The 22,170-nt window shown below is 46.6% G+C and carries 19 protein-coding genes and 1 pseudogene; 12 read left to right on the top strand and 8 right to left on the bottom strand.

Annotated elements, in window-relative coordinates; genetic code table 11:
* The first annotated feature begins 459 nt into the window (after window positions 1-459).
* The 3 genes from LFX25_RS11495 to LFX25_RS11485 all read left to right on the top strand — a co-directional run bounded on the left by LFX25_RS11495 (window position 460) and on the right by LFX25_RS11485 (window position 3,826).
* The gene (locus tag LFX25_RS11495; protein ID WP_238730362.1) at window positions 460-1,647 is read left to right on the top strand and encodes a beta propeller repeat protein; all 1,188 of its coding nucleotides are present in this window, start codon (window positions 460-462) and stop codon (window positions 1,645-1,647) included.
* Between the two features lie 175 nt (window positions 1,648-1,822).
* Entirely contained in the window at window positions 1,823-2,989 is a 1,167-nt protein-coding gene (locus tag LFX25_RS11490; protein ID WP_238730361.1) for a hypothetical protein, read from the top strand.
* A 396-nt stretch (window positions 2,990-3,385) separates the two neighbouring features.
* Entirely contained in the window at window positions 3,386-3,826 is a 441-nt protein-coding gene (locus LFX25_RS11485; protein WP_238731580.1) for a hypothetical protein, read from the top strand.
* Between the two features lie 119 nt (window positions 3,827-3,945).
* Here LFX25_RS11485 and LFX25_RS11480 read toward each other — a convergent pair whose 3' ends face one another.
* Window positions 3,946-4,362 carry an SRPBCC family protein gene (locus LFX25_RS11480; protein ID WP_238730360.1) on the bottom strand — a complete coding sequence of 139 codons (417 nt, stop codon included), beginning with the start codon at window positions 4,360-4,362 and terminating at the stop codon, window positions 3,946-3,948.
* Between the two features lie 123 nt (window positions 4,363-4,485).
* Between LFX25_RS11480 and LFX25_RS11475 the strand changes: the two genes are divergently transcribed.
* A complete protein-coding gene (locus LFX25_RS11475) occupies window positions 4,486-5,100 on the top strand; it encodes a helix-turn-helix domain-containing protein (RefSeq protein ID WP_118955996.1) in 615 nt (204 codons plus the stop codon).
* Between the two features lie 74 nt (window positions 5,101-5,174).
* On the top strand, window positions 5,175-6,212 hold the full coding sequence (locus LFX25_RS11470) for a hypothetical protein (RefSeq protein WP_238730359.1): 1,038 nt from the start codon (window positions 5,175-5,177) through the stop codon (window positions 6,210-6,212).
* A 537-nt stretch (window positions 6,213-6,749) separates the two neighbouring features.
* On the opposite strand, the gene LFX25_RS11465 is transcribed toward LFX25_RS11470, so the two are convergent.
* Window positions 6,750-8,222 (bottom strand): sodium:proton antiporter, encoded by a 1,473-nt coding sequence (locus tag LFX25_RS11465; protein WP_238730358.1) that lies wholly within the window; start codon window positions 8,220-8,222, stop codon window positions 6,750-6,752.
* A gap of 243 nt (window positions 8,223-8,465) precedes the next feature.
* On the opposite strand from LFX25_RS11465, the gene perRB reads away from it, so the two are divergent.
* Window positions 8,466-8,927, top strand: a complete 462-nt coding sequence (gene perRB / locus LFX25_RS11460; protein ID WP_238730357.1) for a peroxide-responsive transcriptional repressor PerRB — start codon at window positions 8,466-8,468, stop codon at window positions 8,925-8,927.
* 104 nt (window positions 8,928-9,031) lie between these two features.
* On the opposite strand, the gene lpdA is transcribed toward perRB, so the two are convergent.
* Together lpdA and LFX25_RS11450 are read right to left on the bottom strand one after the other, a co-directional pair.
* Window positions 9,032-10,450 (bottom strand): dihydrolipoyl dehydrogenase, encoded by a 1,419-nt coding sequence (gene lpdA / locus LFX25_RS11455; protein ID WP_238730356.1) that lies wholly within the window; start codon window positions 10,448-10,450, stop codon window positions 9,032-9,034.
* A gap of 81 nt (window positions 10,451-10,531) precedes the next feature.
* Window positions 10,532-11,275, bottom strand: a complete 744-nt coding sequence (locus LFX25_RS11450) for a class I SAM-dependent DNA methyltransferase (RefSeq protein ID WP_238730355.1) — start codon at window positions 11,273-11,275, stop codon at window positions 10,532-10,534.
* A gap of 444 nt (window positions 11,276-11,719) precedes the next feature.
* On the opposite strand from LFX25_RS11450, the pseudogene LFX25_RS11445 reads away from it, so the two are divergent.
* The 4 genes and pseudogenes from LFX25_RS11445 to LFX25_RS11430 all read left to right on the top strand — a co-directional run.
* A pseudogene (locus LFX25_RS11445) lies at window positions 11,720-12,508 on the top strand (hypothetical protein); the annotation flags it as partial.
* Window positions 12,499-13,011 (top strand): chemotaxis protein CheX, encoded by a 513-nt coding sequence (locus LFX25_RS11440; RefSeq protein WP_238730353.1) that lies wholly within the window; start codon window positions 12,499-12,501, stop codon window positions 13,009-13,011. The pseudogene LFX25_RS11445 and the gene LFX25_RS11440, both read left to right, overlap by 10 nt.
* 66 nt (window positions 13,012-13,077) lie before the next feature.
* Complete coding sequence (locus LFX25_RS11435; RefSeq protein WP_238730352.1) at window positions 13,078-14,118, top strand: alpha/beta hydrolase family protein; 1,041 nt, start codon at window positions 13,078-13,080, stop codon at window positions 14,116-14,118.
* A 300-nt stretch (window positions 14,119-14,418) separates the two neighbouring features.
* Window positions 14,419-15,927, top strand: coding sequence for a DUF342 domain-containing protein (locus LFX25_RS11430; protein ID WP_238730351.1), 1,509 nt, complete (start codon window positions 14,419-14,421; stop codon window positions 15,925-15,927).
* A 180-nt stretch (window positions 15,928-16,107) separates the two neighbouring features.
* Here LFX25_RS11430 and mtnA read toward each other — a convergent pair whose 3' ends face one another.
* The gene (gene mtnA / locus LFX25_RS11425) at window positions 16,108-17,196 is read right to left on the bottom strand and encodes an S-methyl-5-thioribose-1-phosphate isomerase (RefSeq protein WP_238730350.1); all 1,089 of its coding nucleotides are present in this window, start codon (window positions 17,194-17,196) and stop codon (window positions 16,108-16,110) included.
* A gap of 108 nt (window positions 17,197-17,304) precedes the next feature.
* Between mtnA and LFX25_RS11420 the strand changes: the two genes are divergently transcribed.
* Together LFX25_RS11420 and LFX25_RS11415 are read left to right on the top strand one after the other, a co-directional pair.
* Window positions 17,305-18,342, top strand: a complete 1,038-nt coding sequence (locus LFX25_RS11420; protein WP_319937205.1) for a rhomboid family intramembrane serine protease — start codon at window positions 17,305-17,307, stop codon at window positions 18,340-18,342.
* Window positions 18,343-18,485: 143 nt separating this feature from the next.
* The gene (locus LFX25_RS11415; protein WP_238730349.1) at window positions 18,486-18,950 is read left to right on the top strand and encodes an LIC11177 family protein; all 465 of its coding nucleotides are present in this window, start codon (window positions 18,486-18,488) and stop codon (window positions 18,948-18,950) included.
* Window positions 18,951-19,251: 301 nt separating this feature from the next.
* Here the strand turns inward: LFX25_RS11415 and LFX25_RS11410 are convergent, their stop codons facing one another.
* The 3 genes from LFX25_RS11410 to LFX25_RS11400 all read right to left on the bottom strand — a co-directional run bounded on the left by LFX25_RS11410 (window position 19,252) and on the right by LFX25_RS11400 (window position 21,961).
* A complete protein-coding gene (locus tag LFX25_RS11410; RefSeq protein ID WP_238730348.1) occupies window positions 19,252-20,244 on the bottom strand; it encodes an HpcH/HpaI aldolase/citrate lyase family protein in 993 nt (330 codons plus the stop codon).
* Window positions 20,245-20,347: 103 nt separating this feature from the next.
* Window positions 20,348-21,283 (bottom strand): ornithine carbamoyltransferase, encoded by a 936-nt coding sequence (locus LFX25_RS11405; protein WP_238730347.1) that lies wholly within the window; start codon window positions 21,281-21,283, stop codon window positions 20,348-20,350.
* A 357-nt stretch (window positions 21,284-21,640) separates the two neighbouring features.
* Entirely contained in the window at window positions 21,641-21,961 is a 321-nt protein-coding gene (locus LFX25_RS11400) for a hypothetical protein (RefSeq protein ID WP_238730346.1), read from the bottom strand.
* Window positions 21,962-22,170 lie beyond the last annotated feature (209 nt).

Here is a 22,170-nt window from a genome sequence, read left to right as displayed (position 1 = left end):
AGTTGGATTGTTCCGGAAAATCCGGATTTTGGGGTTTGTAATTTCCGTTTCTTTACGTTAGAATTCCTATAAGAACCTGTCCCAAAGAAAACTCAGCGACACTGCTCTCTATGGGTCGCAGCGGGAAACTCAGCGACACTGCTCTCTATGGGTCGCAGCGGGAAACTCAGCGACACTGCTCTCTATGGGTCGCAGCGGGAAACTCAGCGACACTGCTCTCTATGGGTCGCAGCGGGAAACTCAGCGACACTGCTCTCTATGGATCGCAGCGGGAAACTCAGCGACACTGCTCTCTATGGATCGCAGCGTCAGGAATGAAGCTGTAGCTTGTTTTTCTATCCAAGTAGAAATAAGTTTCGGGACAAGCCGTATGATTCTTTGAAAATTGTCGGCATTTTTCGGTTTATAATTTTTTTTGAAAAAATAATCGGAAATAAGGGTTAATCTAATGAGGCGATCATGAAAAAAGTTATTTCCATTCTGATTTCTGTTCTCCTGGTTTCCGCCTGTGCACAGGCCGATAAATTCAGTCTTGATTCTTCGAATCCTTTGGCGCTTTTAGCGCAAATTTCCTGGAGCATCAACGCCGTTCCGAATACGGGTTCCGGCACGACCAACTTCGTTGCCGTTGGTGAGAAATGTTCCTTTTGGAAAAGTTCGGACGGTAAGACTTGGACATACAGCAATACGAAATTCTCCGGTTGTACGGACGGTTCTATTTCCGCGATCGCCTACGGTAACGGGACTTGGGTGGCCGTAGGCGCTTTGAACGCGAACGGCGGTTGCGGAATTTGGTCGAGCAAGGACGCGGAAACTTGGACCGCTTCTTCCTGCGATCCGAATCCCAGCCCGCCGAATGGAACTTCGGCTCTGCATCCGTTGTACACGATCGTCTATGCGGGAACCCGTTTCTTTGCGGGAGGTCCGCATAACGGTTCCACTACGGGCGTGGGATTTTTCGGTCAGGTATCGAGCGACGGTTCTTCGTGGCAGTATCTTTCTTTGACGGACGGCGCCAGTTACATCGGTTCGGACTATCTCTATTCTTCTTCCTATAACTCCGTTACTTCCGAAGTGTATTTCAGCGGTGTGCATAACGTGAACAGCGAAGTGATCACCGTTGCGCTTCCAGGCTTGGGTCAATCTTCCGTTTCCGTCTCGATGACTTCCTTCAGCTACGGTGTGTTAGCTTTGAAATCGGGTAAGGTTCTCGTATACGGCGACGATAACTACACGTCTCCGACGATGGGTGTGGTGAAGATCGGAAATTCGATTACGACCGTAAGTTCGGCGAGTTCTTCGAACACGGGCGTGACGAGTCATATCAATACCGCCGCGGAAGGAAAGGACAAGATCGTCATTTTAGGGAACCAATGTAAGATCGATTATTACCAATTCGGTTTAAACGTTTGGCATCCGGGGATTGCGGCGCCCGCACCCACCATGACGAATTGTTCCGGTCTGGATTGGACATCCATGGCTTACAATACGGCCTTGGATCTTTACGTAGCGGGCGCGCGCGTCAGCGGAAGCACTCCGACCGCCTTCGCGTATTCGACGACCGGCCTTCCTTCCGCGTGGACAGTCGTATCACAGGCGTCTGGCGGAACACCGGGACCGGCCATCTTAGGAATCGCCACCAAGTAAGATCGTATCTACAAGAGTCGTCGTTCATTCCGCGGAGTATGGCATTCATTCCGAATATTCAAATTTTTGTATTTTCCGAAATTCTCGTTTGTTGTTTTGTTTAGAGATCGGAAACCGTTTTCCAAAATGAAGTCGGTTTAAAAAATCCCAGATCCGATCGATCCGGAGAAAACGAGTGAGACGCGGGTATTCATTTATTGTAATCCTTTCGATTTTTCTAAGTTCCTGCGCGCAAGCGGACAAGTTCAGTTTGGACGCTTCCAACCCGATGGCACTTTTGGGTCAGATCGGTTGGAGCTTCGGCCTTACCCCGTCGAATGCCTCGAACGCCAGCGGAACACAATTCGTAGCCGTAGGAGACAATTGCACATCCTGGACTTCCCAAGACGGAATTTCGTGGAAGTTTAGCGCCGTCCGATTTCCGGGCTGTAGCGGAGGTTCTTTGAAGAACGCCGCCTATGGTAACGGAACCTGGGTTGCGGTCGGGACGACAAACGGTGGAGGCAATTGCGGAATCTGGTCGAGCAAGGACGACGGAGAAACTTGGGTGTTGCGCGCGTGCGATCCCGTAATGATTGCATCGACGCCAACCACCAAATCGTTGTTTGGCGTTACCTACGGCGCGGGACAGTTTTGGGCCGTGGGGCAAAAAAATCAGGCCGCCAACGGAACCGATTATTTCGGACAACATTCTTCGGACGGAATCACTTGGCAATATATGGGAATCACGGACGGTTCCTCCTACATCGGAACCGACTATTACAACACGGTCTCTTATAACGAGGTCGCATCCCAATTGTATTTCAGCGGAGTTCATTCCGTAAACCCCGAGTTTTCCGTGGTGAACATTCCTTCACTTGCGAACTCGTTTCCTTCGGTGGGAATGGCGAGTAACGTAAATCAGGTTTTGGCCTTAAAGAACGGAAGTATTCTTGTCTATGGCGATGCGGACAACCCCGGAGCAGAAGCAAAAATCGCGTCATCCGTTACGAATGTAGGAAGCGCGATTGTGTATTCCACCGCGATCCAAGTTCACGCAAGCATTGCCGTTGAGGGAAAGGACAAGATCGTTTTGTTCGGAAATTCCTGTTCTATGGATTACTATCAGTTCGGTTCGGACGTTTGGCATCCTTTGGATGCGAGCGTAGTCTCGGGTTGTTCCGGTAAAAATCTTTTGGGAGCGGCTTACAATTCCGCTTTGGATCGATACGTGGTCGCGGGAACTTCCAACTTTTTCGCGTATTCGACGACCGGCCTTCCTTCCGCGTGGACCGCGGTTACGCCCGACCTCGGTGGAGCATCGGCGCAAGCGGTCAACGGAATTGCGTCTAAACAACGTTAGGCTGTAATTTTCCCCGATCAAAATTAAAGTGGCCGATTCTTTTTCGAGAGGTTGAATTTGGAAAAATTAATTAAGTTTAAAAACCTATTGGAAAATAGCGGAAATTCGGAAATTGAAGATTCTGACAGGGTTGTTTTGCTAAAATGCGACGATCTATATCATTTGGAATTTTATGGAAATCCGATCGAAGAAAATTATTTCGAACTTTTAGAAATAATTTGCGATAAAGAAATATCCGAAAAATTAAAATCGATCGATTTCAAAGGGCCCGATGTCGGATCAAACGGAACACGAAATTGGGATTTGAATCCGCTGGTAAACGGTTCCGCAAACTTTAAGAATTTAGAATATTTTGCGGTAGAAAAAACGAAATCCAATCATCATAACCGCACTATTATCGGAGAATCTTACAATGAAGACGGAGTTCTTGCGAAACTATCTCTAAAATGTCCGAATCTTAGGGTATTGATTTCTCCATCGGCCCCGAATGCCGATTTTTTTAAAAACAACCACAATACATTAGAATTATTAAATGTATCTTCCGGATATTCCCACGAGAATTTCATCGAAAATTTATCTAGTTACGATTGTTTTCCGATGTTAAGAAGTTTGCAATTCGGAGAATATAACGAAACATACATGAATAATTATTCGGATCTTACTACTCCATTCGATCATTATAAAAAACTTTTCTCTTCGGGGATTCTGAAAAAGCTGCGGGTGTTTATTTTAGAAAACCCGGTTTGCTCCAAGGAAGAATTGTCGGAAATAAAAACCCTGCTTAAGGAATGTCAATTTCAAGTTATTCGATGTTCTTCCGAATGGATTCGAAGATAGGTCGGATATTTCCGTTCGTATATTGAAACCAAATCTTTCCGCTAATATTTCCTCATCGCTTCGTTCCGGATCGCACGGTCGATCCTCACTTGGGGCAAAACAACGGTTTTTGCCGTTCGTTAGGCGGCTTCCGCAAGTTTCGCGAGATTTTTCATCGCGCCTGGTAATTCTTCCCCGATTTTATTTCCGATTACGCGGGAGAATAAGAAAGAAAGCGGGCCTGTGAACGTTACGGTGTGCACGAACTTTGTTCCTGAAGGAACGGGAATGAGTTCGTGTCTGAATTCCAATTTGCAAAAAGGAAGTTGTGTGAGATCGGAAAAGAATTCCTTCTCGCGGACTTCGGTAAGACGAAACCAGGTTTTCGGTCCGCCCTTGGGTTTGAGCATTCCCCGGCTTCCCGTTTTAAATTCTCCCTCTAAATAAGAATCTTCGACTTCGTGATCCCAGCGTTTCCAATTCGATACGTCTTGGTAGAGTTCCCAGAGTTTGGCCGCGTTGGCTTGGGTGATTTCTTCGTGTTGTATGCGTTTCATCTTCTTACCTTTTTTGAATTATAACTAAATTTATAATAATCGTGATTATCAATCAAGTCTATTTTTTTCCGGTCCGGAGTTTTAGATTGACAGAATTCTGCTATATTAGACAAAAAAAGTGTAATGAACCCATCCATGGAAGAATTGGAAGCCGGTAAAGAATCCCCCTCCAGTGAACATATCACGGAAGTCGTCAAAGAAAATCTCAAACTGATTCGCCATACGAAAGGATTCTCCTTGGATAAGTTGGCCTCCCGTTGCGGTGTAAGCCGCGCGATGCTTTCGCAAATCGAGCAGGGAAAGAGTGTTCCGACAATTTCCGTTCTTTGGAAGATTGCAAACGGTTTGAACGTTCCTTTCAGCGAACTTCTCAAAGAGAAAGGCACGGAAGGCGTGATCGTGATGAAAGCGGAAAACACGAAGGTTTTGTTTTCCAGTTCCAAAGTCTTTTCTAGCCGCGCACTTTTCCCTTATAACGGAAATCGAAAAACCGAATTTTACGAACTCATTTTAAAACCGGGCGGGATTGAAGTTGCCGAGTCCCACCAATCCGGAACCACCGAAAACATCGTGGTCGTTTCGGGAAAACTCCGCCTGCGGGTCGGAGAGAAGGTCGTGGAATTGGAACCGAAAGATTCCGTTTTCTTCAGAGCCGATATTCCGCACGAGTATTCCAATCCTACAGATCAGGAAACTCTGATGTATCTGGTGATGGATTACAGAGACGAAATCAACTAATTCCTAAAAAAGATCTTTCCTTTCTTTGTCCGCATCGGAGAATCCTTCGGATATTTCCTTTAGGATATTCAAGAATGCCGAAACGTCTTTCTCATACGATTCTTCTTTTCGCTTCGCTTGTCAGAATACCGTCGGCGATCGGCACGGTTTTGATTTCGTTTTCCGTTTTCTTTTCTTTGAGTGCGGAGAATCTTCCGCCGATCACCGCACCCGATCCGGATGCGCGTTACACCGAACAAATTTCCTGTCATTCGAACGATTGTATTTCCTTAAAACTCGAAGACATTCTTGCCGAAGGATCCGTTAAGTCCAAGATCTCCGATCTCATGGCGGAGAACGCCGGTAAGATCTTAATCGATACCTCGAACGCGCCCCGCAAGATCGATTCCGAGGATTTGGACGACGTTCGTACTCTTCTGGAAGAAATTTCCAAACGCGACGGAAAGGTTGCGATCGAAAAGCTACATATCGCGATTCGTTCGTTTCAGATTCCCGATCCTCCTTTTTTAAAGGACGTCGGTCTCGTTGGTTGGGACGTTTTCAAAAGAATCTACAAGAAGGTTTATTACCGTAGAACTTCGGACTATCATGCGAAGGTTTTGTATCATCCCGAAACGACGAACATCTTTCTGGTTTATTTCGTTCACCGAAAATACGGAGATATTTGCAACACGGTGTTTGCAAGCTGCAATGAGATCGAATATCTGGACGACGATACGTTCGATCTTCAACTTTCGCAGGCTTTGCGCGAATCGAAGGAAAAGAAGATTCCTGTGAAGGTCGCTTTTCGTCAAACTCCGGCTCTTCTTCCCGAAGCGAAGATCGATCTGGAATATCTGAAAGGGGTCAATCGTTCCACCCGGATTTATAAGTGGCTGGCGGCCGGTAAGGAAAGGGAAGTCAAACCCGTTACCAAGTCGCGCTTTCTTGTGTTTCAGGCGGTCGTTACCGCGATCGATTATTCTTTGACCGTGTACGATATGATTTCCGCGCTAATTCTATACAAACCCGCAACGGAACGGAAGATCGAAGTGAATTATATCGATTCGCCGCAGGGTAAACAAATCGATTCGATCATCTTTCTTCCTCCGGAAGAAGAGAAGACGAATTGAAAGCGTGAACGTGCGTTTCGCGGTTTTGTTTTTTAGAAAGTAAATTCGGATTTGTTGGGCTTGTCGGGACTTTGCCGTTTTTCGGAGACTGTGGGAACTCATACGAAGTGTGCGGGTTTTACGGTCAAACTCAGAATTGTGGGAACTCATACGAAAAACGCGGGTTTTGAGTACCGGATCTCGAAAATGTAGGAACTCACACAATCTGCGAGAGGGATGCGCAGGGCTTGTCTCGAAGCGCGCCTTGGGGAACATTTGATTTCCGCGCGAAGAGATGAGCGAGCAGCGAACCCGGAGCAGCGCGTTTCCCGCTTTGCGGGAACTCGCCCTAAAAATCGACAAACTCAATTCGGTCTTTCCGTCGGAACATTTCGTTTTTTAGAAATGTGGGAACTCATACAAATCGCGGGGTTTTACAATCCAACCTTGAATTGTGGGAACTCACACGTTTACGAATCCTATAAACGACTGGAAGAACGGATTTGAAGCTGTGAAACGATCCCGACCTTTCCCGCAGAGGAAAGGTCGGATTTCTTTTTAACGGAAGAAAATAAACGTAAGCAGGATGAAGATAGGAATCAAAATTCCGAAAGAATATAGAACGTATCCTCCGAAACTCGGCATCTTTACCTTATTCTCTTCCGCAACGGATTTTACCATAAAGTTAGGCGCGTTTCCGATATAAGTCAGAGCGCCCATAAACACCGCACCGACCGAAATCGCCTTCAGAATCGCTTCGGCACGACCGTCCGCCAAAATCTGCGCGACGTCGTTCATTCCCAACGTTCCCTTCGCCAATGACAAGAACGTTAAGTAAGTCGGAGCGTTATCCAAAACTCCCGAGAACAAACCGGTTACCCAGAAGAACTGCCAAGTTTCGGTGACACCCAATTCTTTTCCGTGGTGTTCCAAAAGAATGAGCGCAGGAATCATCGTAATAAAGATTCCTATAAACAGATAAGCGACTTCCTGGATCGGATGCAACGTGAATTTGTTGTGTTCTCTCACATGTCCTTTGGTGGTCAGTTTGGAAAGAACGATCAGACCGATCAAAACTCCTTCGCGGATAAACGCGATGTACGGATTTTCCACGATCGCAGGAATGTAGTTTTGATTTAAATAAGCGACCGCTAAGACGACTCCGAGAAGCCAGATGAAATTGACCTGACCTTCCAAGCTGATCTTTTCGTGGCGCTTATGATCTTTCTTGAGATCGGTTTGGGTTTCTTTTTTATACGCGATCGTATCCCAGATAAAATACAGAATCAAAAGAAGAATTCCCGCAACGAGCAACTCCGGTAAAAGTTTAAACGTCCAGGTAAACGGAACTCCGATCAAATAACCGAGGAACAAAGGGGGATCTCCAAGAGGAGTCAGGGAGCCTCCGATATTCGAAACCAAAAAGATAAAAAAGACGACGGTATGGACCACGTGTTTTCTTTCCGAGTTCGTTTTCAGAATCGGACGAATCAAAAGCATGGATGCGCCGGTCGTTCCGATAAAAGAAGCCAGAAACGTTCCGATGATCAAGAAGATCGTGTTGTTGAGAGGAGTCGCGGTAATATCTCCCTTCAAACGGATTCCGCCCGAAATATAAAACAAGGCGCCGAGAAGAATGATAAAGGGAACGTATTCGAACACGAGCGTATGAACGATCTTTCCGAACCATCCGTGTAAAACCAGAATGGTAAACGAAACCGCCGCCAACGCAAGGGCGAGAATCAGCTTGTTCGTGTTGCTTTCCCACCAGTGAGAAGTCGCGTGTGAAACGATCGGTAAAAGAGCGATGCTCAAAAGCATAAGAACGAAGGGAAGCACGCTCCAATACGGAAGTTCGTCTCCCTGCACTTCGTGATGGCCGGAAGATGCTTCGTCGTTATGGGAAGAATCATGGGTCTCCGTGGTTTGCACGGGCGGTTGTGTTTCCCCCGCCGGTTCGTCCGCTATAAGCGCGACGGACGGCAGGGTAAGAAGGATCGCCAGAAGGACGGATGTAAGTTTTTGTTTCATTGCTCGTATCATCTGAAGAATTTTTAGACATTCTCGGGATTCGGAAGAAAGAGTAAAAGTAAAAAGACTTTCTTTGCCTTTTTTTTCCCCGTTTAACACAATCTATTTTGCGAACTTTTTTAGATTGCAGAATTTTTCAAGAAAGAGATGCTTTCCTGTGAAGTCCCCGAATAAAATTGTGCGAAAACGCGATTTACGGATGTCAGATGAAGAGAAGGGTTTCCCTCAAGGAATTCTAAGAAGATGGAAGCGTTGTTTGCAAAAAAAGTCTGTTTAACTCCGGCGGAGATCGAACAACGATTGAAGTCCGTTTCCATTCAACCCACGATGCAGAGAATTTCAATCTGCCAGTATGTTCTTTGCGAGGCCGATCATCCCACCGCGGAAGAAGTCAAAGAATGGGTCGATAGCCGTTCCTTCAAAATGAGTTTGGCTACCGTCTACAACACGTTGAACATCCTTGTATCGGCAGGGCTTTTGAGAGAATTCAAATTTTCCTGTTTGGGAAAATCCGTTTACGACAGCAATATCGTGGATCACTATCACTTCTTCGACGAAAAGAGCGGTAAGTTCCATGACATCGATCCTTCTCTTCTTTCCCTCAGTTCCAATCTTCCCGCCGAGTTCCTGGTCAACAAAACGGATATTTTGTTAACCGGAAAACTGGCAAGCGATCCATCGAGCGACCTGAATTGCGACTCATAGGGATTTAATTCATTGAGTTTAGGAAGCGAGACGCCGAGTTTAGAGGGCGTGTCGGCCAACGAGCTCCGGAACACGGCGAGTCGCTCTCTTACAAAGTAAGAAAACTAAAGATTGATCGCTTCTCCCAAAGCGGCGCCGAAAGACTCCATTACGGTTTCTGAAAGTGTAGGGTGTGCAAAGATCGTAGTCGCGATTTCCTTTGCCGTCAACTCCTGCGTGATTCCGAGTGCGACCGCCGGTAAAAGTTCCGTAACACCGGGACCGATGAGATGCGCTCCTAAAATTTCTCCCGTAGCCTTATCCACGATCACTTTGGTAAAACCGCCAGCGTCTCCCATCGCCTGCGCTCTTCCGCTTGCGGTAAACGGAAACTTTCCTACGCTGATCGTATAACCCATGTCAGTCGCTTTTTTTTCGGTGAATCCGATCGAAGCCACTTCGGGATGACAATACGTGCAACCCGGAATCGCGTTGTAGTCGATGGGAACGTAGCTCAAGCGGTGGGGATTTCCCGCGTGGATCGAAATCGCTTCCGCGGCTTTGATTCCTTCCATGGAAGCGACATGCGCGAGAAGAGGAGGGCCGTTGCAATCTCCGATCGCGTAGATATGAGGAACGCTTGTTTTGTATTTCGTGTCCGTCTTTACGAAACCTTTTTGTAAAAAGACTCCGATCTCTTCGAGGTTCATCGCGTCCGTGTTCGGAACCAATCCGATGGAAACGAGAATCTTTTCCGCTTCCAAAACTTCTCCCGTTTCCGGGAGATTTTTTCCCTTGAGTAGAACCTTTACTTTTCCGTTTTCCAGTTTCGGATCGGAAACGCCTACGCTCGTTAAAACGCGGATTCCCCGCTTTGCAAACGATCTTTCTAAGAATGCAGAAATCTCTTTGTCTTCCACGGGAAGAATCTGGTCCAGCATTTCGACTAACGTGACTTTGGCGCCCATCGTCGCGTAAAAGTCCGCGAATTCCACTCCGATCGCACCGGCTCCCACGATTAAGAGCGATTCTGGGATTTTTTCCTGAACCATCGCGCTTCGGGAAGAAAGAACGGTCGTTGGATCGAAGGGCAAACCGGGGAGTTCTCTCGCTCTTGCACCCGTCGCGAGAATGAAATACTTCGAAGTGATTTCCTCTTTGGAAGTATCGGGCAGCCAAATCGTATTCGAATCTTTGAATACAGCCGTTCCCTTTTTGCGTGTGATCTTGTTTTTGTTTAATAAGAATTCCACGCCGGAAGCCATACCGTCCGCGACTTTTCTGGAACGTGCGATCATAGAGGGTAAGTCCGGCTTTGCGCCTGTAAGATCGATTCCGAATTCTTTAGCGGAACGCATCTTTTCCAAAAGGTGCGCCGATTCGAGCAAGGCTTTGGTGGGAATACAACCCCAGTTCAAACAGATGCCGCCGGGCCTTTCTTTTTCGACGACGCAGACGTTCATTCCCAACTGAGCGCCTCTGATGGCCGCGACGTAGCCGCCTGGCCCCGCGCCGATGACGGTGAGATCGTAGGATTCTGGCATAAAATTCTCCGGAACTATTAGAGTCCTTTTCGGAACGGTTCCGCAAGAATTATTTTGAACGGTCGGAAAGAATCCTCCGGATCAAGCGCTTTTCTTTTTCAGAACGAGAATCATTCTTCCCGCCGAATTTTTGAACTTCGTCTCGTTGAATCCGGAATACACGTGCATGATCTCGAATTTATGTCTGAGAATCATCCGTTCGATTTCGGGAAGATAGAAAACGCGCATAACGTGTTTATCCCGAATTTCCTTCGTATTGATCTGATAGATGTAATTCACTTCCACCATCGTGGACGTATCGGCCCTGACCAAACGGAAACCTCGGTTTCTTTGAATCGTAGCGCTTTGTGATTTGATCTGGGCCACCGGAGTGATCGGTTTTCTTTTGATCGTTCTAAGCGGCTCCGCGTTCCAAACTTCCAAAATCGCGAGACCGGCGGGTTTCAGATTCTGCTCCATGAGCTTGAGAGTGGAATCGATTTCTTCGTTCGTTAAGAGATAGTTAAACGACCCGAAAAGACTCATCACACAATCCAGAAGAACGCCGGATTGATACGTCTGCATCGGAGATACGTCGAACTTGCAATGGGAATATCTTTTTTTGGCGACGTCGATCATACGGGAAGAGGAATCGATTCCTTTGGGACGGTAGCCTAAGGATTGAAAATAACGAACGTGTTCTCCGGTTCCGCAACCCATATCGAGAATCGTCATGATTCTATGTTTGCGGAAAAGCCGATCCAAAAACTTGGCTTCGGAATCGATCTTGCGCGCGGGCTTTTCGATATCGAAGTAGAATTCTGCGAGTTCGTTGTACAACTTCATAAAAAATCGGTTTAGAGGTCTTGGAATCTGCCCGTTAAATATATTAACGGCAGTCTGCTTATGAAAATCCAATATTTCGGAATCATTTTCTTTTTTTTTAATTGTTCTCTCGTGTCTCTCGAAAGGCAGACCGGACTTAACAAAAGTCTTTGGAGCGGCGATACGTTGATTTTGGGGGGAATTTCGGTTTCTCTTTTGTTTCTCTTCGGACTGGTTCTGAAGGAAACCGTTCACAAGGCGCCCGATCCTTCGTCGAAGTCCTTCGAGGAGAATCGTGATTCGCACAAAAACGAAATTCTTCCGCGATCGGAAAACGCCGTTCTTACGAACTTCGAATCGAATGCAAAGCAGGATTCGATTTCGGAAACACGGACTCGGGTAGAATCGACGGTTCGAGCTCGAAACGTTTCGAACCTAAGAACAAATCCGAATGCGCATGCAAGTTTCGTCTGGAAGAGGGAAGTCCCCGCACATCCGGAACTCATACTCGCACATGAGACATTTTTAAAACTGCTCGGTTCTTATTTGAGCTCCGCTGAAATCTATTTTTTAAGCGGAGAAGTTTCGTTGCTTCTCGCTTCGAGAAAGGGAAAGATCTTTCATCTTCCAGAAAGCCCCGAAGAAAACGTACTGACCGAAAAAAGTCTGAGCGAGTTGCGTGAAGGAAGAATCAGTTTTACCGAATCGTTTGCGTTGATTCCGCTTTCGACCGGAACCGCACCGTTCGGATATCTCAAGATTTTGTTAAACGAATGGAATCTCTTGAACCCGAAAGAGTTCCGCTCCTGGAAGGAAGAATACGAAGAACAGGTTTCGATTCAATTCGAATCTTCCGATCCGGAAACGGGTTTCGGCAATCTTCACGCGTTCGAGTTGGACAAGCTTCGCGCGGAGGAGAATATTCTGATCTTTGCAAGTATTCAAACCGATTCTTCCCATCCGTATGTCTTGAAATGGATGTCCCTTTGGACTTCCAAAATCCTCCGAAAAACGATTCGCTTTTATAGAATCCGAAAGGATCGAGTCGCATTCCTTCTTCACGCCGAAGAATGGGACGCGTTCAGCAAAAATCTGAAGGAACTGATCGAATCCCTGCAAAACGAAAATCATCGAGTCGATCTCAACTTAGGCGTTTCGATTTTAGAAGAAACGAAGGAAGAATGGGTTTCAAACGCGAGAAAGGCGTTGGCCGCTTCGATCGAACAGGGACCGAACAGGTACATTTGTCTGTGAGCATCGATCCTTTACTCGACGAAAAATTCATTCTGACGATCTCTCAGATCTTTCCGGAATATTTGGACAAAACGTTGAACGTCACCGCGATCCGCGAGGCGTTCGGTCCTTCCAAAAACGAGGGGCTTTGTTACGAGAACTGTACGATGGTCGAGTTCAAGGGAGAAATCGAAGGAAAACTATTTCTCGCCATGGACGGATACACGAAGTTGAAACTTCTCCCCTTGGTCGCGCGCTCCTTTCACATCGATCCTACCGTACGGGCCGACGCACCTTCGATTCTGATGGAGTTCGCCAATCAGATCTGCGGAATGTTGATTTCCGAAATGAGGCTGGGAAGATTCGAAGCGGAACAGCTTCCTCCCGAAATTCTCAATCATAAACTCATACCGATCGATTTGGAAACGTACAGGCAATACATCCTGATTTATTTTTTAAAGGACGCGAAAGCGAAAGAGTATCTCGGAAGGGTTTATCTCATTCTTTTGATGAAGAAGTTTTAGACAAAAATAACGGTCTTTCGAAAAATTTTTGTGGAGATTTTTCCCGTAGCATAAACCCTCATTCGGATGAATTCTTTCAACGTATGGAAGGGATTGCCCTTTCTACTCGACTATTCCGGAATCAAAACTCCCCCGCAAGCGCGCATAACGGAAACGAGCCTGAGTCTGCCGAACTCCGTTTCCTTAAGAACGAAGATTCTCGAAAGCGGAAAGAATGCAAAGGCTCCGATCGTTTATCTCCAGCACGGGATGAGCTTTAAAGGAATCGACGATCCGCGTATTCTCGCGTTGGGAAACAATCTCGCCAATCGGGGCTTTCGAGTATATCTTCCCGAATTACCCGAAGTGAAAGGTCTGTTGATCCGTTCCGAAACGATCTCGAATATCCGGTCCGCGTTTTTAGGGATTCACGCTTTGGAAGGCCGGCCTCTTTCTTATCTTTCCGCGAGTTTTTCAGCGGGAATGGGCTTTGTCGCATTAGCAAATCCGGAATGTCAGAACGCTCTTACGGCCGCGCTGTTGATCGGCGGTTATGCGAACTTCGGCCAGACCTTTGCGTTCGTATTAAAGAACTACGAGATCGAAAGTTACGCGGTGAACGTGATGATGTACAACTACATTCATCTGATCCGTTCTAAACACGAAGGTTTAAAGGAATATTTCTTAGAGTCGGCCTTGGACAACGGATTGTCTCGAACGCCCGATTCGCTCCGCGGTCCTAAGATCCTTGCCGGTTTGAACGAAGGTGATCGGAGCTTTGTTCGAAAGTTTTTGGAAAATGCCGAATTTCGGAAAGAATCCGCGGTCGCGATCAAAACGGCGGTCGCCGAACCCTTTGTGGAAGCGACTTCTCCCGCTTTCTTCGCGCATGAGTTTATCAAACCGTGTTTTCTGTTGCACGGAGACGACGATCCCGTGATCTCACCGCAGGAATCCAAGGATCTTCGCGAGTTGATTCTAAAGAACGGAAACCGAACGGTTCCGTTTCTGGAGACCAGTCTCTTGACGCACGGAGATCATCTTCCGTTTTATACGCGTTTGACGGAGATTTTGCCGATGGCATCCTTTTGGGGAGAATATCTTTTTTCCGCGAATCATCCATTCTAAGCGTGGATTTTTCCACAGCGTCTCGTCTCATAGCCGGCCGAACCAATCTTTGACCCTTTTGTTTCCGGGGAGAGGAGGGTTCGTAAGGTTCAAAAAAATCGACGGAATTCTCGAAGAAATCCGATGCGCCGATTGTTAAAAAGAATAGGATTTTCTTTTTTATTTATAATTTCACGGTAATATAAGTAAAAAAAAGTTTCATTTCAAGGGAACCTTATATACTACATTTAAGTTCCTTCTCTTTAAGTCGAAATTAGAAAGAGAAATGAACTTCGGTTTAGACCTGAAGATCGAAATACTATGAATGCGAAAGACGAGCCTATGAAAACACCAGCAACGGAATCCCAAACCGCCCCATCTCCCATTTCCATTGAATCGGCGATCAGCATCGGAATTTCCGCCGATCAGCTTTCTGCGGTGATGACCGTACGACCTTACAATCTCAAAGGCGAAAGCGTTTCCAAGGATAAGCTTTGGAGCATTATACTTGACTGGGGAATTCACAGAGAACGGATGTTAGTCGACGAGATCCGAAGAGTTTTGACTCTCTTGGACGAAGCAGGGAAACGAGGGGACTTTACTCCGATCAAGGTTGAAATCGCAAAAGGTGTCGCGCCGACTCCCGGAGAGAACGGTTGGGTTCGTTTTTATCATCCTATGGCAAAGCGCGTTAAGCTGCTCGAAGACGGACGCGCTGATTTCAGAAATATCGATCGATACATCAACGTAAAAATCGGCGAGAAGCTCGCCACAAAGTTCGAGGGAATTCCAGGCAACCCGGGTTTCGACGTTTTCGGAAACATCATTCCTGCACCGGCGATCAAACGTCCTAAGCTCGTGCTCGGGAAGAATATCGAAGAACGAAACGTTGTTGAAGAAGGAAAAGAACTTCAGGAATACTTTGCCGCGAGCAACGGCGTGATTTTCGTAACCGAAACTTCGATCACCGTTTCTCCCGAACTGCAAATTGCGGGCAACGTCGGACTTTCCACCGGAAACATTCAATTCGAAGGAAACGTGATTGTGCGCGGAGATATTGAACCCGGTTCTATCGTGGAATGTACCGGATCGCTCGTTGTCTATGGAAACTTGGAAAGCAATCAAATCAAGGTCGGTCAGGATCTGATCGTTCACGGCGGAATCAAAGGTTCGGGAACGGAAATCATTCACGTAACGGGAAGAGTACAGGCGAAGTTTATCGAGAATGCACATCTCGAAACCGAAGGTGATATCATCATCGAAGGTGCGATTTTAAATTCGACGATCGATACTTTAGGGTCCGTTCTTTTGAGCGGCTCCAACGGCAACCTCGTTTCGAGCAAGGTAAGAACGAACGAAGGTGTTTCGGTCGTCTCCTTGGGTTCGAGCGCCGAGTTGGATGTTACCGTTGAGCTTGGATTTCATTTTAAGAACGATCGATCCTTTCAGGAAATCACCCGTAAGATCCAAATGGGTGAGAAGGAAATGGAAAAGATTCTTCCGAAAATCCAGCAGATCAAACACATGGTTCAGCGTTCCCGGGGAAATCTTCCCGAGGACAAGAAGGCGGCGTTTAAGACCGTATTCGAAGACTACAATAAGAAATTAAAGATTTTGAATATGCTCAAGTTCAAACAGGACTCCCTGAAAACTTCCCGTTTTAATCCGGGATCGGTTCGACTTGCGGTTCAAAAGGGAGCTTATCCGGGTGCCGTGATTCATTATAGAAGACAGATAGAGAAGATCACCAAATTTCAGTCTTCGTTTATGATGGTTTTTGAACCCGGTCAGGACAAAGCGATGATGGTCGCGCTGCAAACGACGAAGTAGTCCCGTTTTGTAGGAGTTCCTACGAAATTTTCGAATTAGAATGGGCTTGTCGTGAAGTTCGTTTTGTGATAAGTAGATTTTGCCGAGGTTTTCCCGCCACCTCACCCCCCACCCAAAACAAGGGCGGGGCTCCGCGTGTTTCACAAAAAAATCGTCGGAAGAACGACGCATTCTTCAGCTTCAGTCGAAGATCTTCCTAAGATTCTCTTCCGTAACGGGAGAAACGATTCCCCGTTCGGTAATGATTCCGGTGATCAACGAAGCGGGGGTAACATCAAAGGAAGGGTTGAGCGCCTTCATTCCTTCTGGGGCAATCACTCCTTCGCTCAAGAACGGTTGTCCGTCCGCGTTCTTTAAAAATCCGAACGAAGTGACTTCTTCTTCCTTTCGCATCTCGATCGGAATATGACTTCCGTCCGGGATTCTAAAATCCATGCTCTTGGCCGTGGCCGCGACGTAAAAAGGAACTCCGTGATGTTTGGCGACGATGGCAAGCGGATACGTTCCGATCTTGTTGGCCGTATCTCCGTTGGAAGCGATACGATCCGCGCCGACGACAACCGCGTCGATCTTACGGGAAGACATCACCCAACCGGCCATGTTGTCCGTGATGAGATACGCGGGAATTCCTTCTTCTTTCAGTTCCCAAGCCGTAAGTCTTGCACCTTGCAGATACGGTCTTGTCTCGTCCGCGAAAACCGTCAGAGAATGACCCGCGTCGCGTAGGGATCGTATAACACCTAACGCGGTTCCGTGACCGGCGGTCGCGAGCGCTCCCGTATTGCAGTGAGTGATGATGTTCAACGCGGAAGGATTTTTCGGAAATAAAGAAAGCGCGTTTTTGGAAAGAGTCAGGTTGTTTCCGAGATCTTCCTCTAACATGAATAAGGCGAATTTCTCCGCTCCTTCTTGAAGATCGTTCAGTGTGAACGAATCATAGTCCGTTTCGGGAAAGCGTGCGGAGAATTCTTCGATCGCAAGTCGCAGATTGACCGCGGTGGGTCTGGATTCTAAAAGTTCGTGTAGTTTTTTTTTGAGTTCCGCTAAAGTCGGTTTCGAGGAAAGTCCGTTTAAATACAACGTGATCCCGAAGGCTCCGGTGATCGCGATCGCGGGAGCGCCTCTTACCACCATTTCGCGGATTGCGAAGATGCAGTCTTCCATCGTTTTTGCGTCGAGATAAGAAGTCGTACCGGGAAGAACCCTTTGATCCAAAAGAGTAAGCCGTTTGTTTCTCCAAAGAATGGGTTTTAATCCTGATTCCTGCATTTTTTTCTTCCCGACTATAAAGGATGAGGCCCGATTTTTCGATTTAAAGAATGTGATTGAAAAATCATTCTCCTTCTCCCGGAGAATGAGGAAACCCGGGGTGAATTTTTGCCCCGGCTTTGCCTGCTTGACTCTCTGACCACAGTTCGTATTCTATCCAATATGGCAAAAAGAAAATACCGAAACGGATTGTCGCTGTTCGGTTATTCCATTTTTCATCCGATCAATCTGTTTTTAATCGCGAACGTCCTGATTTATATTCTTCAGCTTTTTGCCGGCGGAACGGGAATCATAGAATACTACTTTGCGCTCACTCCCGCACGCGTGTTTCACGGATTTTACTGGCAGATTTTTTCATACGGATTTCTACACGAAGCGTATGGAACTCCTTTTATTCACCTTTTCTTCAATATGTATGTCTTTGTCATGTTCGGCGGCTTGATCTGTAAATACATTCCCGCTTGGAAGTTTACGATCGTGTACGTCGCGGCCATTTTGACCGGAGGATTGACCGTAATTCTCGCTCCTATCTTCGTTCAAGTATTAGGAATCCAGTATCCCATGGATTTATACCAAACCACCACGCTCGGTGCGAGCGGCGGTGTTACGGGAATTTTGGTTTTGTTCGGAATTCTTTTTCCGGAAACCGAAGTCTTTCTGATCTTCTTTCGGATGAAGGCCCGTTATGCGGCATGGATCTTTGTCGGCGGGGGATTTATCGCGGATATCGTTTCGGTTTATTATTTCCATTCTCCGTTTGTCGTGAGCAACTCCTGTCATTTGGGCGGGGCGCTCGGTGCGACACTCGTTGCACCTTGGATTTTAAAGGGAAATTCTTTCGACTCCGGAAAGATCTTTCCGAAGCGACAATCACCACAGGAAAATTCCGAATCCAAACCGCAAAACCGTTCTTTGGCGGAGGACCTCGATTCTCAAACGCGCAAGAATCGGGAACTGCTCAGCAGCCTTGCCAAGAAGAATTCCTTTTCCGATCAGGAAAGATTTCTGACTCCTTTGCAACAAACGAACGTGAATTTGTGTCCTCCTCCCACGTATCAGCCCGAAGATCCGTTCTGCTTACGTTGTGAATGGCTTCCGAACTGCGCGTTACGAAAGCTGAAATTAGAGAGGGAATCTGGAAACTAATTGTTTCCGATTCTTTTTCCGATGCCTCCAACAAAAGAGATTTTTTTCCAAGAAAATTCGTCGTATAAATTGTTTATAATAGCGGAAGAAGTCCGATTTTCCGATACATTAAAATAGAACCATTTCAAAGATAGGGTGTAATTGTGACTCAGAATAAAAAGAGCGCTTTATTCGACATTTTAAAACGCGAGAAATTGGAGAAGCTTCTGAAAAAGAACGCACCTCCGAAGACCTCTGCGCCGAAAGAGAAGTCGCAATCACCCGCGATGGAAACTTCGGGAGAGAAGTCGGCGCCCGTCGATAAAAAAGATCAGGTTTCTAAAATTTACAAGGCCATGGACGAAGTGAAACTTGACGTTCGATATTATTTTTTAGAGGACGAATACAGGGATAAGATCGCGGGTATTTATATCAAAAACGAGGCTCATCTGGATCGTCTCGGGATCGAAGCCAAAAAATATCTGGATTATGCCCGCGAAAGTTTCGATCGTTACAAACAACTCGATAAAAAGATGCCTCTCGAACCCATGAACAAAAAATCTTGGGATCACGTCGAAAAGAGCTTAAACGAACTCATCGCCAAACTTCTCGAGAAGTTTGTTAAATAAAAAATCGCCCGCGAGCGGAAAAATCTGTAGGATCGTTTTCGAAGACCACGCCCGTTTTCAAAAATCTTCGGCCCGATTTCAAAATCGATACAGCCGTTTTCGATGGATCGAATTCTCTAGATTTGATTTCGAAAATTTCAACGAACTTTAATCCGGCTTCATAAACTCATTTCGATCGTATTTCTTTTTTGAATCCGAAAGGTTGGATCGATCAACATACGAAAAAAGCCGCAATCTCTTGCGGCTTTTTACATTCGAAAATTCTAAACGAATTTAGATTAAGTTAAACTCGAATTCAAAATCAGTTGAAGAATCTTTTGTTCGCTTCTTCGGGGATGGAAATTCCGGTGAGTTTCGCCTTTTGGATGATCTCCCAGAAATATCTGTAAGTCGCACGGTCGTGAAGATCGCCCGCATACTGGATCGGTCCCCATTCCGCGTTTTGAGCTTGGATAAGAATTTCAGCCGCAGTTTGCACTTCGCTGTAATCCGGAGCCATCGCGTCGAGGATCGCTTGGATCTGAGTCGGATAGATGGACCACATTCTCAAGAAGCCGAAATCGTCATGGGCGCGTTTTGCGTCCTTGTACGTTTGATATTGGTTTTTAAGATCGAGAGTTACGTTGTGCGCAGGGATTACTCCGTTTGCAAGCGCCGCCGCTACGAGATTCGCTTTTCCTCTTCTTAAAAGTTCGTGGTCGAACTGACCGGGGCTTTTCATACAGGAAGCGGGAATCGCTCCGTGGTGTCCCGAGATAAAGTCCATTAAACCGAAGTCAAGAACTTGCAACCAAGGAAGAGCCGCGATCTTTTCGATTTCCTGAAGAGCTCCGTTGGTTTCGATCAATACGTGAATCGGAATTTCTCTTTTGATTCCCGCTTTTTGAACCGCTTTTTGGATGTAAGTGATCATTTCCTCAACCTGGGCCGCGCGGGTCGGTTTTGGAATGGTGATGTATGCGATTTTTTCCCCTGCGCCCGGAACGATAATGTCTACGTCTTGTTTCCAGAATGCGTTTGTGTAGTCGTGAATTCTCACGCCGCTCATGTTGTGTTTGTTCAGTTCGCTGTTTTGAAGACGAACGATGAGTTCCGCGTGTTCTTTTTCTTTTCCGGTTTGCGCGCCGTCTTCGCAATCCATGGTGATGTCGAAGAGTCCGCCGAGTTTGTTCTGAAGTTCGAGGGCTTTTGTGATCAGCTTTTCCGATCCTGCAAAGTGCTCACAGGCAGGAATGATAGGGAAAGGCTTTTCTCCTTCGAAGAGCGCCTCTCTTGGATGAGTCAATTTAGACATAGAGATACCTTTAATTCTTATTTCGAGCCTGCAAGTGAGGGTGAAAAGGCTCTAAATACAGGTTTCGGAAGAAGGGGCCTCTGGTAAACCGATTTTCCTGAGATCAAGCCTCAAGAAGTTTTAGAATGACCGCTTTTTGAGCGTCCAGTCGATTCTCCGCTTGCTGGAATATGATGGACCTAGGGCTTAGAACCACGTCTCGGGTAATCTCATATCCCGCATGGATCGGCATGTCGTGCATGACTCTTGCGTTCGTCTTTTCCATCAGAGCGGAATTGATCTGATACGGCATCATCAGTTCCATTCTTTGTTTTTTCTTATCGGCGTAAGAAGGATCGTTGAAGAATTCCATGTCCAGCCAAGTGTCCGTGTAAACGTAGTCCGCGTCCTTTACTGCCTTTTCCAAATTCGATTCCCAAGCGAGCGTTCCCTTGGACTTGGCCCGTTCCACGGTAGATTCGTGTATGTTTTCCTTTTCGGCGATCGGGGTTACGAGAGTCAAATGAATCCCCAAAGCCGCGGTGATTCCGATGAGAGAGTTGACCACGTTGTTGTGAACTCCGACATACGCGAGTCGAACCTGATTCAAAGGGCGTTCGGGTTTGTCGAGCGCGATGGTCATTACGTCCGCAAGAGATTGACAAGGGTGAAACATGTTGTCGCAGCCGTTGATGACCGGAACTTGTGAACCGTTCTTCATAGCAAGAAGGTCTTCGTGTTTTTTTAGACGGGCCATGATGACGGAAACGTTTCTGGAGAGATATCTCGCTTCCAGATCGATGTCGGAAAGTTGAAAGTTAGACGCCATCCAGTCCAAGTAAATTCCGTGGCCGCCCATTTCGGTCATCGCCACTTCAAAAGAAACTCTGGTTCTTGTGGAAGTTTTCTGGAAGAGCATCGCCAAAGAACGGCCGCTCAAATGACCCGCGTAGTTGACTCGATTCTTCTTTACGTGGATCGCAAAGTTCAGCAGATCGAGAATTTCGGAATCGGACCAGTCTTCCCAAGAAATAAGATGTTTCACGTTGATTTCGGACATAGGACTTTATGTACAGAAAACAGAATAGAAGGAGTTTCGTAAATGAAAATAGATATAAACGCCGCTCTAAGTTATGACCCATAGGGAGTAACTTGCTGAGTTCAGGAAGGCGTTTGCTGAGTTTTCGCCGATCGAATCGAATGACTCTGGGGGGATGAGATTAGAATTATCCGGAAAAGTGTTTTTGAGTTTTAAAAAAACGGGGCCGGGGAAGCCCCTAAAGGTTCATGGTAAATCATGCTCCGCTCTCTATGCGTCGCATCTGAGAACTCAGTGCCATCGGCTTCCTACGGGTCGCGATGGCAGCGACAAATACGGAGGGGAAAGCGAAGTGCGCTTCGAAGAATCGAGTCTAAATCAAGAGGCGAGTTCGAGGGCGATGAGAATGTCCGGCAAGCCCGTTCTTTGATGGAATTGAATTCCTAAAATAAATCCTTTTCCGTCGGGACGGAGAACTGTTCTTTGCAGACTTCCTTGAAATCGAAATTGAAAATCGAGTGCGTTGGAATCGATTCTTCCGCTGAGAGGGGAACCCGGAAGAAGATTCAATTCATTCAAAGAAGAAATCGTAAGACCTTCTTCCTTGAGTTTGAGAATTTCAAACGAATCCTCGAAACCGTCGATTTGTAATTTTAATCCTTGTAGATCTCTCGATGGGGTGAGGGGAATCCCTTCCATGGTTTACCTGCTATACTATGATGGGGAGAATGTAGGATACTTCCGTTACATTCGATTTACCCGAACAATACGAACCGGTAAAAAGAAGAATCCTCCGTTGACCGGGCGAAGTGTGGGAACTCTTACAAATTGGGAAAGTGAATCTTGGGTTCGGACCGTAAAACTCAGGATGGGGAGTTCCTACATTTCTTTCTACGATTGAATCTTGA

It is taken from the genome of Leptospira sanjuanensis (genome assembly GCF_022267325.1).
GTDB classification, from domain to species: domain Bacteria; phylum Spirochaetota; class Leptospiria; order Leptospirales; family Leptospiraceae; genus Leptospira; species Leptospira sanjuanensis.
The sequence above is the reverse complement of the archived record's forward strand: the minus strand, read 5'-3'. Positions and strand labels throughout refer to the sequence as shown.

What these genes read in the sequence shown, in the direction of transcription:
- LFX25_RS11435 (WP_238730352.1), top strand. Translation starts at nt 13,078, where the DNA reads ATGAATTCTTTCAACGTATGGAAGGGATTGCCCTTTCTACTCGACTAT.
- mtnA (WP_238730350.1), bottom strand. Translation starts at nt 17,196, where the DNA reads ATGCAGGAATCAGGATTAAAACCCATTCTTTGGAGAAACAAACGGCTT.
- LFX25_RS11495 (WP_238730362.1), top strand. Translation starts at nt 460, where the DNA reads ATGAAAAAAGTTATTTCCATTCTGATTTCTGTTCTCCTGGTTTCCGCC.
- lpdA (WP_238730356.1), bottom strand. Translation starts at nt 10,450, where the DNA reads ATGCCAGAATCCTACGATCTCACCGTCATCGGCGCGGGGCCAGGCGGC.
- LFX25_RS11475 (WP_118955996.1), top strand. Translation starts at nt 4,486, where the DNA reads ATGAACCCATCCATGGAAGAATTGGAAGCCGGTAAAGAATCCCCCTCC.
- LFX25_RS11410 (WP_238730348.1), bottom strand. Translation starts at nt 20,244, where the DNA reads ATGTCTAAATTGACTCATCCAAGAGAGGCGCTCTTCGAAGGAGAAAAG.
- LFX25_RS11430 (WP_238730351.1), top strand. Translation starts at nt 14,419, where the DNA reads ATGAATGCGAAAGACGAGCCTATGAAAACACCAGCAACGGAATCCCAA.
- LFX25_RS11450 (WP_238730355.1), bottom strand. Translation starts at nt 11,275, where the DNA reads ATGAAGTTGTACAACGAACTCGCAGAATTCTACTTCGATATCGAAAAG.
- LFX25_RS11480 (WP_238730360.1), bottom strand. Translation starts at nt 4,362, where the DNA reads ATGAAACGCATACAACACGAAGAAATCACCCAAGCCAACGCGGCCAAA.
- LFX25_RS11400 (WP_238730346.1), bottom strand. Translation starts at nt 21,961, where the DNA reads ATGGAAGGGATTCCCCTCACCCCATCGAGAGATCTACAAGGATTAAAA.
- perRB (WP_238730357.1), top strand. Translation starts at nt 8,466, where the DNA reads ATGGAAGCGTTGTTTGCAAAAAAAGTCTGTTTAACTCCGGCGGAGATC.
- LFX25_RS11405 (WP_238730347.1), bottom strand. Translation starts at nt 21,283, where the DNA reads ATGTCCGAAATCAACGTGAAACATCTTATTTCTTGGGAAGACTGGTCC.
- LFX25_RS11465 (WP_238730358.1), bottom strand. Translation starts at nt 8,222, where the DNA reads ATGAAACAAAAACTTACATCCGTCCTTCTGGCGATCCTTCTTACCCTG.
- LFX25_RS11470 (WP_238730359.1), top strand. Translation starts at nt 5,175, where the DNA reads ATGCCGAAACGTCTTTCTCATACGATTCTTCTTTTCGCTTCGCTTGTC.